The organism is Microcoleus sp. Pol11C3 (assembly GCF_036701485.1).
Taxonomy (GTDB): domain Bacteria; phylum Cyanobacteriota; class Cyanobacteriia; order Cyanobacteriales; family Microcoleaceae; genus Microcoleus.
The window spans coordinates 1-14,311 of record NZ_JAUBQW010000042.1 but is presented as its reverse complement, the minus strand read 5'-3'; the positions used below and the strand labels follow the sequence as shown (position 1 = coordinate 14,311).

Annotated in this window: 11 protein-coding genes; 4 read left to right on the top strand and 7 right to left on the bottom strand. The window is 46.2% G+C overall.

What is annotated here, in order from left to right; genetic code table 11:
• Positions 1-34: 34 nt before the first annotated feature.
• Together QUA40_RS12205 and QUA40_RS12200 are read right to left on the bottom strand one after the other, a co-directional pair.
• A complete protein-coding gene (locus tag QUA40_RS12205) occupies positions 35-1,144 on the bottom strand; it encodes an extracellular solute-binding protein (protein WP_333125753.1) in 1,110 nt (369 codons plus the stop codon).
• Positions 1,141-1,260 (bottom strand): hypothetical protein, encoded by a 120-nt coding sequence (locus QUA40_RS12200; RefSeq protein WP_333125808.1) that lies wholly within the window; start codon positions 1,258-1,260, stop codon positions 1,141-1,143. Before QUA40_RS12200 ends, QUA40_RS12205 begins: the two co-directional genes overlap by 4 nt.
• Positions 1,261-1,917: 657 nt before the next feature.
• Here QUA40_RS12200 and QUA40_RS12195 point away from each other — a divergent pair.
• Entirely contained in the window at positions 1,918-2,313 is a 396-nt protein-coding gene (locus tag QUA40_RS12195) for a hypothetical protein (RefSeq protein ID WP_333125750.1), read from the top strand.
• A 282-nt stretch (positions 2,314-2,595) separates the two neighbouring features.
• On the opposite strand, the gene QUA40_RS12190 is transcribed toward QUA40_RS12195, so the two are convergent.
• The 5 genes from QUA40_RS12190 to QUA40_RS12170 form a co-directional block, all read right to left on the bottom strand.
• The gene (locus QUA40_RS12190) at positions 2,596-3,957 is read right to left on the bottom strand and encodes an IS4 family transposase (RefSeq protein ID WP_333125746.1); all 1,362 of its coding nucleotides are present in this window, start codon (positions 3,955-3,957) and stop codon (positions 2,596-2,598) included.
• A 290-nt stretch (positions 3,958-4,247) separates the two neighbouring features.
• Positions 4,248-5,354 (bottom strand): nicotinate mononucleotide-dependent phosphoribosyltransferase CobT, encoded by a 1,107-nt coding sequence (cobT, locus tag QUA40_RS12185; RefSeq protein ID WP_333125743.1) that lies wholly within the window; start codon positions 5,352-5,354, stop codon positions 4,248-4,250.
• A gap of 72 nt (positions 5,355-5,426) precedes the next feature.
• Positions 5,427-6,182, bottom strand: coding sequence for a DUF2232 domain-containing protein (locus QUA40_RS12180; RefSeq protein ID WP_333125741.1), 756 nt, complete (start codon positions 6,180-6,182; stop codon positions 5,427-5,429).
• A gap of 256 nt (positions 6,183-6,438) precedes the next feature.
• Positions 6,439-6,936 (bottom strand): universal stress protein, encoded by a 498-nt coding sequence (locus QUA40_RS12175; RefSeq protein WP_333125738.1) that lies wholly within the window; start codon positions 6,934-6,936, stop codon positions 6,439-6,441.
• A gap of 90 nt (positions 6,937-7,026) precedes the next feature.
• A complete protein-coding gene (locus QUA40_RS12170; protein WP_190663937.1) occupies positions 7,027-7,740 on the bottom strand; it encodes a Crp/Fnr family transcriptional regulator in 714 nt (237 codons plus the stop codon).
• 620 nt (positions 7,741-8,360) lie between these two features.
• On the opposite strand from QUA40_RS12170, the gene QUA40_RS12165 reads away from it, so the two are divergent.
• From QUA40_RS12165 to QUA40_RS12155, 3 genes are all read left to right on the top strand, one after another.
• Entirely contained in the window at positions 8,361-8,660 is a 300-nt protein-coding gene (locus QUA40_RS12165) for a hypothetical protein (protein ID WP_333125735.1), read from the top strand.
• A 164-nt stretch (positions 8,661-8,824) separates the two neighbouring features.
• A complete protein-coding gene (locus QUA40_RS12160) occupies positions 8,825-13,186 on the top strand; it encodes a hypothetical protein (RefSeq protein ID WP_333125732.1) in 4,362 nt (1,453 codons plus the stop codon).
• 274 nt (positions 13,187-13,460) lie between these two features.
• Positions 13,461-14,171 (top strand): sugar transferase, encoded by a 711-nt coding sequence (locus QUA40_RS12155; protein WP_333125729.1) that lies wholly within the window; start codon positions 13,461-13,463, stop codon positions 14,169-14,171.
• The last annotated feature ends 140 nt before the right edge of the window (positions 14,172-14,311 follow it).

Below are 14,311 nucleotides of genomic sequence, written 5' to 3'. Positions count from 1 at the left end.
CGCTTTTGGGCTGGTGACTGACGCACTCTACATTTTAACTTCTCACTACTTGCCGAATTTCTTGCCAGAGCGATCGATATTGTGCAATCCCCGCATCCCCCAAAGGCAGCAGAAAGTCGCTAGCAGCAAGAATCTTAGCATCCGGCAACAACACAGAATTAGTGCGAACAGCTTCCGGCAAATCTTCGGGTTTCATGCCGACAATTATCGGCGAACTAGCCTTAGCCAGCAAAGATAATTGAGGAGCAACCCGAGGCTGCAAGCAAAAATCAATCCATTTTTCCACTAAAGAAACTGGATTTGCCGATGCGGGTTGTACCCACAAATCTGTCCATAGTGCAGTTCCCGAAACAGGAACTACTAAAGCAATATCCTTTTGAGTTTGCAGCAGCGGCAGCAAATCCCCAGAGGAACCAACGGCTAACCAAGTATCCCCTAAAATTAATGGTTGCAGGTAAGCGTCAGAACTATAAAATTTAACTTGTCGGTGCAAAGAAGCGAGTTCTTTTTTGAGATTTGGGACTTTATCTAATTGCTGCGTATTGTAAGATTTTCCGAGTTTTTTTAATGTTAAACCAATAACTTCTCTGGCATTGTCCGGCAAAGAAATTCGATCGCGCAATTCGACTCGCCACAAATCACTCCAATCTGTCGGAGTCCACCCCAAAGCCTTAAATTTGTCGGTTCGATAGGCAATTACCGTACTTCCCCAGCGGTAAGGTGCAGCCCACACTTTACCTTGAGGATCTAATTTACCCTCATCGTTGCGCCTGACGAGTTTTTGCCATCTTTCGGGCAATTGTGGCCAATTAGCAAACTTAGCAGGATCGATCGGCTGAATCAATTTTTGCCGAATTGCCAAAGTCAGCCAGTAATCTCCCAACATCACCAAGTTAGCTTGATTTTCTGATTCGGGAACCTGTTTCCACTCCTGCAACAGGGCGAATAATTCTTTTAATTGTCCTTCTTGCGTTACCTGCAAAAGCGGAGACGGTTGTACATCGCGGCTAAATTTGCTTACCAGTTGGGCCGGAATACCGTTTTTGAGTGATCGAATTTTGAGAATGGGCTTCGAGCCGCAGCCTGCCGCCAATTGACTTAAAGTTAGGGTGGCGGCCCCCAATAGCAAAGACCTTCGTTTCACCTGTGAATCCGCTTTTCTAAATATTGACCGATCGTTTTGTGTTCTGCTGCCCGGGAAATAATTATTTGTCGAGTCCGGTAGTTGGCGCCGATTTGTCTTATTTCTTTCTCAAACACAGAGCCATTGTACTCGGTTCTGCTGCCTTTGAGAGTCTGTTTGACTCTTGCCCTGATTTTACCTTCTACTTTGTTGATCGAGCTTTGCGATGCCGACAACCCCGTCAACTTACCGCCTGATTTCTCTGGTCCAAGTTCCTTTGAGCCAATCGAGCTTGCCCCCGTTGGCGATCGGCTGAATCTGTGTTACATTTTTTAATATAACGAAACAAGGAAAGCGCTGCCCTCTGCCGCTGGGTGACAATTTTTACACAACCGAAGTTAAAAATCCTTTTTAAATCCGCGACAGCTTAATAACTAAAAATCCATTCCTCTGAATCCTGAAAGCGCTGGCGAGGGGGAAGTCAATCTAATAGGACGTTCCACGATCCGACTCTCAGAAACCAGATTTTTTAACTCTGATTAAAGGTTTGAACGAATAATGGGGGTTAAAAAACCTGATTTCTGCGTCTAAGACTATCTAAAACCTAAAATCTAAAATCTAAAATCGACCCACGAATGCCGATCGATTATCTTCAGCCTGAGTCCCTAAATTTACCGTCAGGATTAGGAACACAACAATTACATCAAAAATTAAATAATTTAGTGATAAATCAGAGTTATGTAAAGATTTCCCTTATATGTAAATATATAAGTTACGATCCAAAGGATGATTGTATGGAAGCGCTCCGCCAGCAAGTTACAGTATTGAGCCAACAAGTCGAGGCCCTCTACAAACTCATAGAAAACCTCAATGAAAAGTTATTGGAGTCCGCCCAGGAGACGAAGCTGACCCAGCAAAGAAACGAGTGCTCTGGAACGGTAGGAAATGACAAAACCTCTTCTTATCAAAGCTACAGCCGTCTCGACGGGCTCCTCGATCACAAGGACATACTGTTAGATGACAGCTACTTCGACAAGAATTCTCAAAGTCTGGAAAAAGAGCTGAGCGCAGAGATTCAAATCCAGCGCCTCACAGCTCAGCTAACAGCGGCTTACAATCGAATTGCCGCCTTGGAAGAACAGTTGCTATCCAAAAGAATGCACTCGCAACATCTAAGCGGGCCTAATTAAATATTGCTAGCCGGGATCGGGTACTAATCAAAAAAAAATATAAGTTGCGTTGATGTATGCTCGTCTACTTATAGATTCATTAAAAAGAGTTTTTTATCTCCCGTAATTAGCAGGGGGAATACTGCATCAAAGCCAGATATTGTGTTGAAAATTCTGTAAATCTGAGAGCAGAAATGCTACAGAAAGTGATATAATTATTCAGCCAAAAGCATTACTCACAAGTTAAGCTAAAAACACTGTTGTCAATGAGTAATCTTACTCATTTTTTACCTGTTGACCAAATTAAAATATGACTCCATTTGTTCCTTTATTATTGAAAAAAAACTGTTCGGGACTTCTTTGAGTTCCAGGGAAAGCAGAAATAATTAGCCTGACATGAGGTTTTCGCCGTCGCTTAATAATCCCTAAATCTTGATTTTCGTCGGCGGCAAAATAGTTAACTAGGTTAGAAGCTATTCCTTTTTGATAGGCCACCGAAAAATGATACATCCCCCGATAAATCATTTCTAATGAAACCCGTTCAATTGGTACTCCTAATTCATCTGCAACCGCATCTCCTAAATCTACTAAAACCGCATAAAATAGCCAAGTAGCCCAGATTTGGAGCTTGATTCCGTTTAATGAACCTGTCCATAAATAGCTGAGATTTAATAATCTTTTTACTGTACAAAATGCCTCTTCAATTCGCCAGCGTCTTTGATATAAATCTGCTACTACATAGGGCGGTAATATTTCAGGTTCTTGGACACTTGTTAGATAAGAACGCCAGGAATTCTGGGAGCGAATCTGTACTAATCTTATAGTCAAAGCTGGTGTCTGTTTTGTTCCTGCACCTATTTTAATTATCTGGTCTTTGACATCATAAGTATTGGTTAATACCCGCTCGATTTGATAAGATGCACCTTTCTTAATTCGAGTGATAAATCCAATTTCTTGAGCAATGAGTTTCGACCAAAAAGCGAAGTGATAGAAGCCTCTATCCAGTAACAGCAAGGTTTTTGGCTTAACTGTTTTTAGTAAATCTTCTTCCCAATTAGTATCTGCTTGTTTGGGATTTTCCCCAAACCAAATTTCTTCGGGAAGATGAGTTACTAGGTCTATAATTACTCCCAGTTTTCCGGCTAATTGACCAATCGGCACCTCTGATAAACTTTGTAGCTTCTTAAATAATGCTTCTAATGTTGAGCCGTCAGCTATCCAGATATTTTCAAAGTTTTTTAAGGCGAATTGTACGCTCTCTGGTAATGGTCTCGATTTTCTTATCAACCATTCCCGACGAAAATGAGGTAGTAATTCTTTAAATACTTTTTCAAACAAAATTGCTGGAAAAGTTAAAAATCTGACTGATAATGCTTGTTGACTAATCTCTTGTGGCTCACACCAGAGAAATCCCTCTCTATTTAATAATCTCGTTAATTCTGTTACTCCTGCTACATTTCGCCATAAGAGGCTTAATATTGCTGCCATCATTAATGGTAATGTCAGAATTCTATCTCTTAAATTTAGTTGGCGATAAAAAGTTTTTTGAGCAGCCATTGCTGGAATTAATAAATCTTCCAGGTGATTCGCAATCGCTTCATTTTCTATTTGGGGACTATTTTTTTTCTTTGCATGATCTCGGTTAATTCTTTTTTTGCGAATCATAACTGGTTCAACTATAGCTCAACTGCTTGCCCCGTAAAGGCTTCATCCTATTTTACCTTTTTTGGTCTACCCCCTTGACAATTTGCACTTTTTCTTAACTTGTCACAAATGAGCCAAAAGGAAGCTGGGTGAGCAGCATAACCATGTTTGCAGCTCGATCGCCGCATCTTAATTTTTAATGTTTAATTCCTGGACGCACAGAAAACTAAAAACCCGGTTTGCGAGTGTATTCGTCGCTGCAAAACCCCAATATTTTCCGTAAAAACCAGGTTTTTTGCCTCCAGGACTCTCTAATGTTTAATTTCACAGCGCGAGGCTAAAGCTTCAACAGCTTGAAGGAGTTGAGTTGGAGTCCAATTTGCAGCTAAGCCACTGGCGATCGCACACGCTCCCGCACCGACACCTTCCTTAACATAGCCGCGATCGTAAGCTTGCAGTTGCCCGTAGCGAGATCCAGCAAAACTTAGCTGCGCGGCTAACAAAGGCACACCGCCGATCTCATTAGCGAGTCCTACAGTGTCCCCTGTAGGGTCTTCCGCTACCCAGCGCGTAGTTCCCACCGCAACTTTTTCGGGATGCCATAACAGAGCATATTCCCTGGCTAAGGCTTGCATCAAAGCGTACACTGCCAGCATTTGCGTGCCCCCAGCAAGGAGCACCCCGCAAGTCCGACTCGCGGCGATCGCCATTGCCGCCACCGCTATTTGCATCGGATCGCCCACCGCCGCTACCAATTCCAGGGGAGTGCTGTTTTGTCCGCCAATTTCCCACTCCGAATTATTGAGTCCCGCTGTCACCGCAGCCAATTTTTGAGCGTGATTGCAGCGAGGATGAGAACTATTAACTTTGCCCGCCGCTGCAATACCCAAACCCATTAACACGCCCAAAGCCGTAGTCGTTCCCCCAACTACGCACTCCCCTAAAATTAAATAGCTGCCATTAGTTTGAGCAGCCAATTTAGCTCCCCAAATTAATCCTTGTTCGAGCAAATGTTTGACTGTTTCGAGTTCTAAAGCATTCCCAGAAATCAGACACTTTGCCGGAGTGCCGCCCAAATCAATTGCAGGTACCGGAGGTGGGAGGGGCAAACCAGCATTAAATAGGTAAAGGGGAAGTTCCAAAGCTTCGACTACAGCGCGAGATATCAATACTGGGGAGGCGCCCGCTTCTAGGGGTGGCAAAGGATATTGGGGCGACGCTTGGGGGCCGTTATACAAAAATTCTGCATCGGCTAAACAAGTAAATTGTCGATCGTGCGGGGTTGCTCCTGCTGCTGAAATCCCCGGAATTAAGCCAGTAGCGGTAAATCCTAACACGCAGGCAAATATCGGTTTTCGTCCCCGATAGCGATCGAGCCACCTCTGCCCCTGTTCGATTTCTGTATAAATACCAATCATAGTTAGTCATTAGTTATTAGTCATCAGTTATCCGTCAACAGTCAACAGTCAACAGTCAACAATTCCCAATAACTACTCTTCATAATCGATCAAAACTTGCACCCAGCTTGGCGGTCGCGGGATTGGATTTCCCAAACGATCTAATAGGAGCAAAGCTACTAAATGCACTACAAATAAATAGACAATATTGTTAACCAAAATCATCCCGGCGGCGATCGCCCCTATTGTGTCCAAACTCGGTACATTAAGCCAGCCCAGCTTCACAAAAACCCATTCCACCATCTCTGTTACCTGGGCGGTTACGTAAACCCAGAGGTCTTGACCCACCAAAGCTGACAGCAGCCAAAACCGAAAAAAGAACCCGACAGTACCAATTAGCGCGCCCACACTAATAGAGAGTGACCAACTCGCTTTACGCCTCCAAAGTCCTCCCAGCGCAACTCCCATAATTCCAAAAGGCATCACGTATAAAATGCTCCGCGTCGGGCCCATCAGTACCGACAGCAGCAAACCCGATACCAAAGCTGCCATCCAAGCTGCTCGGTTGCCCCAACGCAAGTAAACTAGGGCGATGGGTATCGGGAAAAAAACCCGCAGCAAAGGCCCCAGCGGAAAGTAATAATTTACCAGCCATATTAAGCTAGCGGTACTTGCCAAAAAAGCTGTTTCTACCAGCCTTAAAGGCGCTTCCCCAGAGGCGCGCTTGCCCGGATCGGGATTTGTGCGATCGCCAGCCATTGCTGAAATATCAGCGGTTTCCGGCTCATTATTTGTACTGGGTGAACTGCCCGAATTAGACGCAGCATCTGCTGACAAAAAATCACTCATCCGATTTTAGATTTTAGATTTTAGATTTTAGATTTTAGATTTTAGATTTTACGGACTCTGCACCCGATACGGCTGATTCCCGATTTTAGATTTTAGATTTTAGATTTTACGGGACTGGCGCGCTATACGGCTGATTCCCGGTTTCACTGTTTGGATGCTTCGCGGCCAAATTTAATCTTGCTCGCAGAAACCGGGTTTAGGTAAGAAGGCGAGTCTTATTTGAGATGGACTTTCTGGGCAAAAATTTTCAGCAGCATTATTTTTCGGCTTTGACTTCCTGAATTACAAAAACCGAACAAGATGCGTGGTGAACGACATAATTGCTGACGCTGCCGAGGAAAGCTTCTGCGAACCCCGTGCGGCCACGCCTCCCCAACACTATTAAATCTGCGCCCCAATTTTCGGCGGATTCACAGACAGAATGCCCCGGAGCGCCGTCCATTTTGCAGTCAAATTCCACCTGCAATCCTTGTTTTGCTGCGGCGTCGCAGTAATTTTTCAGGAAACCCGAAGCCTGTTTTACGTCGCTTTCCAGCCGCAAACGTTGAGCTTGATAAGCTTGATTCATTAACTCGACATTCATGCCCAAATCTACCGGAATGGGCACTGTCGTTTCGCCCAGCGTGTTGACAGTAACGCAGTTAAATAGCATCACCTGGGCGCGATCGCTCAGAGCTAATTCTAAAGCTTGAGTGAAGACGCGGTGGCCGAGTTCAGAATCATCTAAGGCGGCGAAAATTTTCTTAAAACTCACAGCTTTACCTCCTGCGGGAAATCATTAATATCAGTTAGTTAACAGAGAGTGCTTTTGAATTAGATTCAATAAAAGCAAACTCTGATACTTCTAGACTAACAGACGCTCTAAGGCGTGCAGGTCGGGAATGCACAAAACGTCACGTTCGCGCTGAATAGTTCCTTTTTTTTCCAGCTTGCTCAGCACTCGCGTTACTGTTTCGCGAGCCAGCCCGCTGAGGCTGCTCAATTCTCTGTGTGGTAGGTTGGGAATTTCTGTACCTCCTGTTTCCAGGATTTTTTTGCCTTGCCCCTCTGCCAAAAATAATAGAATATCTGCTACTCGCGAGGTACTGTCCGACTCTCGCAAACGCAGGCGGCGGTTGACTTGTCGCAGGCGACGGGCCATCAGTTGAGCTAGCCGAATGCCTGCTAGTGGCTCGGTATGAATGAGCTGCACAAAATCCTGAGATGGCATATTGCCGATCAGTGTCGGGGCTAGGGTGATCACATCTGTCGATCGCGGTGCTTCTTCGATCGCGGCCATTTCCCCGAATAATTCTCCTTTCCCTAAAATATTCAGTGTTACTTCTTTTCCGTCTAGGTTGTAGGTGCGAATTTTCACCCAACCATCCAATATAAAATACACTGATGTTCCCCAGTCATTTTCAAGTAAAATTACTTGATTCGACGGATGACTGCGGGTAACGATGTGGACAGTTGCTCTCTCGATTACAGGATCGGGTAATCCTGCAAAAAAAGGAGTAGAAACTATCAATTGATTTATATTGGAATTCGGATCTCGGGTGTTAAAGCGGTCTTCCATGAGGCCATCATTTTAATTTATGCGCTTGAGCTGCGCTGGGCAGTTAGAAATAGCTTGCAGCCGAGTCATTCGATTTGAGATTCAAGATTTGAGAAACAAGGATCTAAAATCGGCAATTTTACCTCTAAAGTTTTGCGGTCAAAGGCCCAATATGGGAATTAATAGCCTCAAGCTCTGATTGCGAGCTAGAAACTAAAGAATATACCATAATTTTTTAGATATATACCACTGAGCAAATTTTATTAACAAAATTTTAGCAATGTGGCAAACGACTGAGCCGATCGAATTACCTTTGAAAGCACTTCGCGAAAACAAGCTTAACACTGCTGAGAGATTTGTTGTCACTCTTGCCCTGCTGTCGAGAAGGCAGAATCCACGAGTACAAGCCTGCAAGCACGGTAGACAGATCCCAAATCCGATTGCAAGCGTGAAACCTGGCAACTGTCAGCACGATCAGCAAAATCCACAGCCATTGCGAGCCTCAAGACTGGCGCTCTTGGCGAGCGACGCCCACCCACTTCCCAGCCAACTTTTCTGCTACCCCAAGATTATTGTACCATTAGTATCTAGCCATGAATACAGATAAAAGGCTATGATAAAAGGTTACTCAAACCCAGTATATGCGAACAATCCCGAATGTCGGTATCCCCAATCCCAAAGTGTTTGAGGTTTTTTCCAACTCGGTGAAAGATGAAGAGACAGTGGCGCGCCGCCATGCTAACGAAACTCGCGGTGACAGTGTGCGGCCCGCCGTTCCAGCCGGTGAAGGCAAAAGTTCGTCGCGATCGCAGCTCTTACGAGCAGGAATCAGCCTCCGGGTCGGGAAACTCGCCCCTGAGCCGCAGAATTTGACAGCACTTGCAATTGATAGCAGCGGGCATTTGGTGCGGAAGTACCGGCTAACCTATCATAGGCAATAGAAGTTATCCGAAGGCAAAACATTAATTAACAGTTGTCAGAAAATATTAGTGAATTATTGACGGACTCGCATTCAGATTATTCTATCTATTGGCATCGCTGCCGCCTGACTTCAGTCTTTTTTCGGTAAAGTTTCTCCCAAGCCGCATTCCCAGAGGTTCCGCCCTTGAATTCTCAGAAGTACAAAATTCAAGCACTGATTGCTGAGATTGACGAGGTACTCAGCAAGCCCGCACCCCGCTTGCCTTGGACGGGTTCGATCGATACTGTCCACCAGCGCCAACTTTTAGAGCGAGTTCGCGCTTATCTGGTTTCCTCAGACTCAAAGCTAACGGCCCCAAAGGCCCCCGCCCGCCCAAATGTCCGCCCGCAACCAGTTCCAGTGCCCAAAGTGCCTCTAGCCGCCCCTGGCCCCTCAGCCGCAGAGCAAATCATGCTTGCCGTAACCGGAGAAATCAGCAACCTGCGTTCAAGCCTGACAGGGCCGCTCCAAGAAGACATAGAAGCTCTGCGGCAAGAGCAGCAAGCTCTAATTCAAGAAATCAAACAGCTAGAAGCAAAACGGCAGCAGCAACAATCCCTAGCTCAGCAACAAGCCAACCAACAGCAAATCATTGCTGAATTCTTGCAGGTACTGACTGGCCGCTTGGAAGAAACCTTGACTAGCGATTTCTCCCAAATTCTAAGTTCGCTAGAAAATCAGTTATTGCAAAGCAGCGCAGCACCATACTCTTTGGGCAGTGCGCCTGATGAACAATCGGCTATTGACGTAACACTTAACCGACAAACCTCAGAAGAACACCCGCTGCTGACGCCGGCTCAGAGGTTGGAGCAAATGCAACTGTTCCAATCTCATGCTGACAATCTGCTGATGAGTCTTGATTCTAGGATGGGTATCGTGTTCGAGGCTTTGCAAGCAAATCTGCAAAGCTATCAAGCTTCCTTGAGACAAGAACTCGAAAATATGTACGGTTTGAGCCAGCAGAGCGAGGCGATGTTCGCGGCTTTGTTCAACCACTTGGCTTCACAGTTGGGGCGAGAAGCGTCTTCCTACGTTCAACAGCCGATCGATTTAGCAAATAATCTCGAAACCGTCACCCCAACCGCAGCGGATCAATCTCCTGTCGCTCCCGCCCTTTCAAATACTTTGAGCGAGCACTCAGTCGCAGAGACTCTGAGTGGAGACTCGGTGCAGGAAATTCGCACCGGCGAATTCGCAGAACAAGACAGATTGCCCTACGCCGGTACAGAAATTTCTCCGCTATTCAGACAGTTGAGGCGCGACCGCGATCGCATTCAAGCCCCAAGTTTGCTCCCGGAGGTGGAAGATAATTTGTCCGGTTCTAAACCCGAAATACCTCGAAATGCAACTCTGTTTTCTGGCGGTGAATCGGCGAATAGGTCAACAGAAACAGACGAAGAGATTGAGGATTTATATGCAAGTTTGTTCGCGGGGAAAGCGGTTCCTGAAGTAGAATTAGAAATCGAAAGTATCCAGGTAGAAAATACTGTAACTGAGACAAAAAGTGAAGGTGTAGAATATCAAGCGACCACGGATAAGGAAACGACCGAATCGCTAGAAATGACCGAAGATTTGTTTGTAAATCTGCTGGATGAAGGCGAATCTCTGGAAGAGATTTTGGTAGATGAAGATTCAGACTTTGTAAGGGGGAATTCTGTAGAGTCTCTAACTTTAGATAGTGCAGATTTATTTGAACCGCAAGTGGCAACAGTACCTCAAGTTTCAGAAGCACCACCCCCAACTGCTGAGGTGCAACTTGACGCGGACGATCGAGAAAATCTAGAAACGGGTCAAAACCTCAGCGAGCAGTTCGGCGCTAATGTGCCTCAATCACCAGCTTTGCCGTTGAGAACGCCTGTAGAAATTAGCCCTGACCGACCCAGTGCCACGCCCGCTGTGCCAAGTGTCGGCGATGTTCAAACTGGCGAGTTCGACTCATCCTCACAGCGGCTCGATGATGGGTACATCCAAGCTTCGCCGGACGAGGATTTGCTGCCGGTCGAGGCATTAGAAGATGACCTCGATCGAGCTCTCAATTTGGACAACAATACTCTGGAACTATTGGAGGCAGACCTCTACAATCTGGAGGGATTGGAAAATACTAGCTCCCGGCGATCGAATGCCTCAGTCGCTAACAGCTTGGATTTATCGGCGAGTTCCCCCGAAGGCCGTGCAAAAAATCCCTTTGCGGAAGTGGCAGAGGAAGAACTCGGTACGCTGGACGATTTGTTCTCCGATGTGTTGGAACTCTCATCTGATGATGAACCCTTTGTTTTGGAAAACGAACTTGAGGATGATTTGTTTGCGGAGGAAGACGACTCGAATTTGACGCTAGACGAGATTTTGGCTAGTTTGACCGAGACCGATCGACCTTTGACTGATTCTCCCCCTCCAGAAACTGCCGAAACTAACGAACTGCGATCGAGTCCTCCAGAAAGTCAAAAAAAAAACCTAATTTCGACAGAGAGTAAAGCAGGAGTTGTTGAGGGAAAAACCGATTTTAGCGAGTTAGCCGGGACACAGCAGCAAGACTCGGCTGGGCATTCTGCAGCAGGCGCGATCGCCCCATCCCGAGAACGCCGGAATTCTAGCTGGTATTTGGGCATTGATTTTGGTTCCAGTGGCCTGTCTGCGGCTTTGCTTGATCGCACCAGCGGCCAGTTGCACCCCATTTACTGGGAAGCATCGCAGGCTGAGGGTTCCGAGGAAGGCGCCAGCTTTCGGATTCCCTCGGCTGCGGTGCTGGCGGAAACAGCCCCAGGAAGCCCAGGGGCAGAGGTGACAGTTAAGTCGGTGGGATTCCGACCCCAGGCTTTGGCTGCAGGAGAATTTTTACTGGAAAATTTTAAATTGCCTTTAAAGGTGGGCATTCCTTATCAGCGCGAGGCTGCTGGGATGTACGAACCGCTGTTGCAGTGGTCGCCCTTACAGGCTTTTTCGATCGCCTTGCCGCTGCAAGGTGTGCGGGCACTGCTGGCTACTTTGAATCCGAGTTTGCGGGGACAAAAATTTGACGGTTCGGGGGAAGTTTTGGATTCTGCAATGCCGAGGGAGATTTTTGCAGGATTGCCAGTTTCCAATTTAATCTGTAAGGCTTCGGGACTGATGCCAGAAACTCTCGATGCGGCGCTTTTAGACTTGCAGGGTGTAATTTTGGGGACTCCGGCCGGGTGGTCGGATGTTTATATGTTTAATCTGCGGGAGGCGGTTTTGGGCGCGTCTCTGGTGGCTTCTGGTTCGCAAATTTTTGTGGTGGAAGATGCGATCGCCACTTTGCTTGCTGCTGTAACTCCTGTGAAAAATGGCATGGAAGTCGAGTCGTCCGCCGTGGATTCTGCTAAGGGCAGTGAAGAAACTGCACCGCTGAGTGTGAATCCTTCGTCTTTTAGCGGGGGAACTTTGATTTTGAATGCGGGGGCGGCGACGGTGGAATTCGCTTTAGTTGAGTTGCCGTCCAATCTTCAAGATTTAACTCGTGCTGATTTTACTTGCCACAGTTTTGATGCGGCTGGCGATGCTTTCGATCAGGATATTATCTGTCAGTTGTTGGCTAAAAATGAAACGTGGGGAATGGCGATCGATTTGCCACGTCCGGGCCATCCTGATTTGCCAAGCCGCTATCAATTGCAGCAGCGGTTACAAGGTTCTGCTTTTGGCCTGCAATTGTTAGAAGCCGCAAGGCAAATAAAAGTTATCTTGCAACATCAAAAAAGTTTTGCTTTGGATATTGGCCAGCAGCATTGGGATGTGAAACGCAAAGATTTGGAAAGTCTGGTTTTAGTGCCTTTTGTACAGCAGTTGAACCGCGAATTGAATGCTTTGCTCAGCCGCGCGGGAATGTCGCCGGCGGGGATTAATCAGGCGATTTGTGCGGGGGGTATGGGTGCTTGGCCTGCGATCGCCCGCTGGTTGCGGCAGAAGCTGCCGAATGCGATCGTGTTTCAAGACCAGGAATTGCAGGTCGATCGAGATATTTTTGACACTCACAATTCTGCCTTAAATTCTGTATCTCAAAGTACAAATTTTTCCCAAAAAATTGGTCGAGTGGCCTGCGGGTTGGCGAGTTTGGCTCTCTATCCTCACATTTTGAATGTGTCGCAGCAGCAGTACAGCGACTTTTTTCTGCTGTGGGAATTAATGCAGGTTTTGGGTGAGGAAACTCTCAGCTTTCAGGAAATTTTGCAGTTGTTGGAACGCCAAGGCGTAAATACCCGCACCTGCGAACCCCGGATTTTGCGGATTTTGGAAGGAAATTTGCCGGCGGGACTTGTGCCTGCAGAGGAAGATTTCATGCTGTTGACCGAGGAGTCGACGCAAAATCCTGATTGGGAAGCAATTTTGGCCGAGCCGCTTTTCTTTGAAGATGTCTCACGGGGTTATCGTTTGAATCTCGAACACGCCTCTGTTGTTCGCGAATATTTAGGTAAACTCGCCTCTAGCAGCCAGCAAAAATTGTTAGAGCCGCTAACACTTGCTTGGGATGTTCGCACCGATATTTATCGCTAAACGGCAAAAACCCGGTTTCTCAGTATAATCCTCCCTGTCTTTCGGGAAGAGTCCTCGTCGAAACCCGGTTTTTTTGCGTCTAGGACTAACTTTTTTCTGTAAATTTACGTACGTTTACATAAACTTTATACGTTTTTACAAAAAACACATAGAAACTTTATAAAAGTGTTATTGCTTTTTAAAGATTGTGCAAAGCTCAGCATTTTAGGTTCTGCAGATTTGCGATGGCTAATAAGATGGACGTAAGAGTATCGTTAAAGTTGAGAGAAATCATATGAAATTTCCGATGGGTGCATCGTCGAAATCATCATTATCAGAAATGCTGTCCTTATTTTTTCAAAAATATACTTACAAAGTCTGTGTATCAAAACAACAGCATCACCGCTCAGTAACAAGCAAGGTAAAACGGTCGATCGATATTTTGGGCTCGCTGCTGGGACTGGCAATTGCTGCTGTGGTGGCGCTGCCGGTGGCCGTGGCGATGCTGTTGGACAATCCGGGCCCGCTGCTTTATAGTCAAGTCCGCTGCAGCTTGAAAGGACGACATTTCAGAATATGGAAATTTCGATCGATGGTTGTCGGTGCAGAAAATCTCAAACATTTAGTTAGCAACCAAGCCAAGGGTCACATTTTTAAGAATGAAAATGACCCGCGAATTACCCGCGTCGGCCGCTTCTTGCGGTGCACGAGTTTGGACGAGTTGCCTCAATTCTGGAACGTGTTAGTCGGCGACATGAGTTTGGTGGGAACTCGACCGCCCACTCCTGATGAAGTTGCTGCCTATGACGATTTTCACTGGCAACGTTTAAATGTCAAACCCGGGCTGACTGGGGAGTGGCAAGTCAACGGACGCTCTGGAGTTAAAGACTTTGACGAGATTGTCCGCATGGATCTCGACTATCAGCGCAAGTGGTCTGTTGTCTACGACATCAGTCTGATTTGGAAAACAATTTGGGTTGTATTGAATAAACACGGTGCGTGTTAATCAAGCTGCTGTTTTGGGTTGTCTGTTTTTTTGTTGTGAGCTGCGATTCCATGAATATAGAGCTAATACGGAATCCGGTTGACAAAGGTCTACAACAAATCATCAATAAGTCAACCAATGATAATTGGTCAAAGCCTTAA

Bases quoted from the DNA above. Each gene is read 5' to 3' on its own strand.
- QUA40_RS12155 (WP_333125729.1), top strand. From the start codon at position 13,461: ATGAAATTTCCGATGGGTGCATCGTCGAAATCATCATTATCAGAAATG.
- QUA40_RS12165 (WP_333125735.1), top strand. From the start codon at position 8,361: ATGCGAACAATCCCGAATGTCGGTATCCCCAATCCCAAAGTGTTTGAG.
- cobT (WP_333125743.1), bottom strand. From the start codon at position 5,354: ATGATTGGTATTTATACAGAAATCGAACAGGGGCAGAGGTGGCTCGAT.
- QUA40_RS12190 (WP_333125746.1), bottom strand. From the start codon at position 3,957: ATGATTCGCAAAAAAAGAATTAACCGAGATCATGCAAAGAAAAAAAAT.
- QUA40_RS12195 (WP_333125750.1), top strand. From the start codon at position 1,918: ATGGAAGCGCTCCGCCAGCAAGTTACAGTATTGAGCCAACAAGTCGAG.
- QUA40_RS12180 (WP_333125741.1), bottom strand. From the start codon at position 6,182: ATGAGTGATTTTTTGTCAGCAGATGCTGCGTCTAATTCGGGCAGTTCA.
- QUA40_RS12170 (WP_190663937.1), bottom strand. From the start codon at position 7,740: ATGGAAGACCGCTTTAACACCCGAGATCCGAATTCCAATATAAATCAA.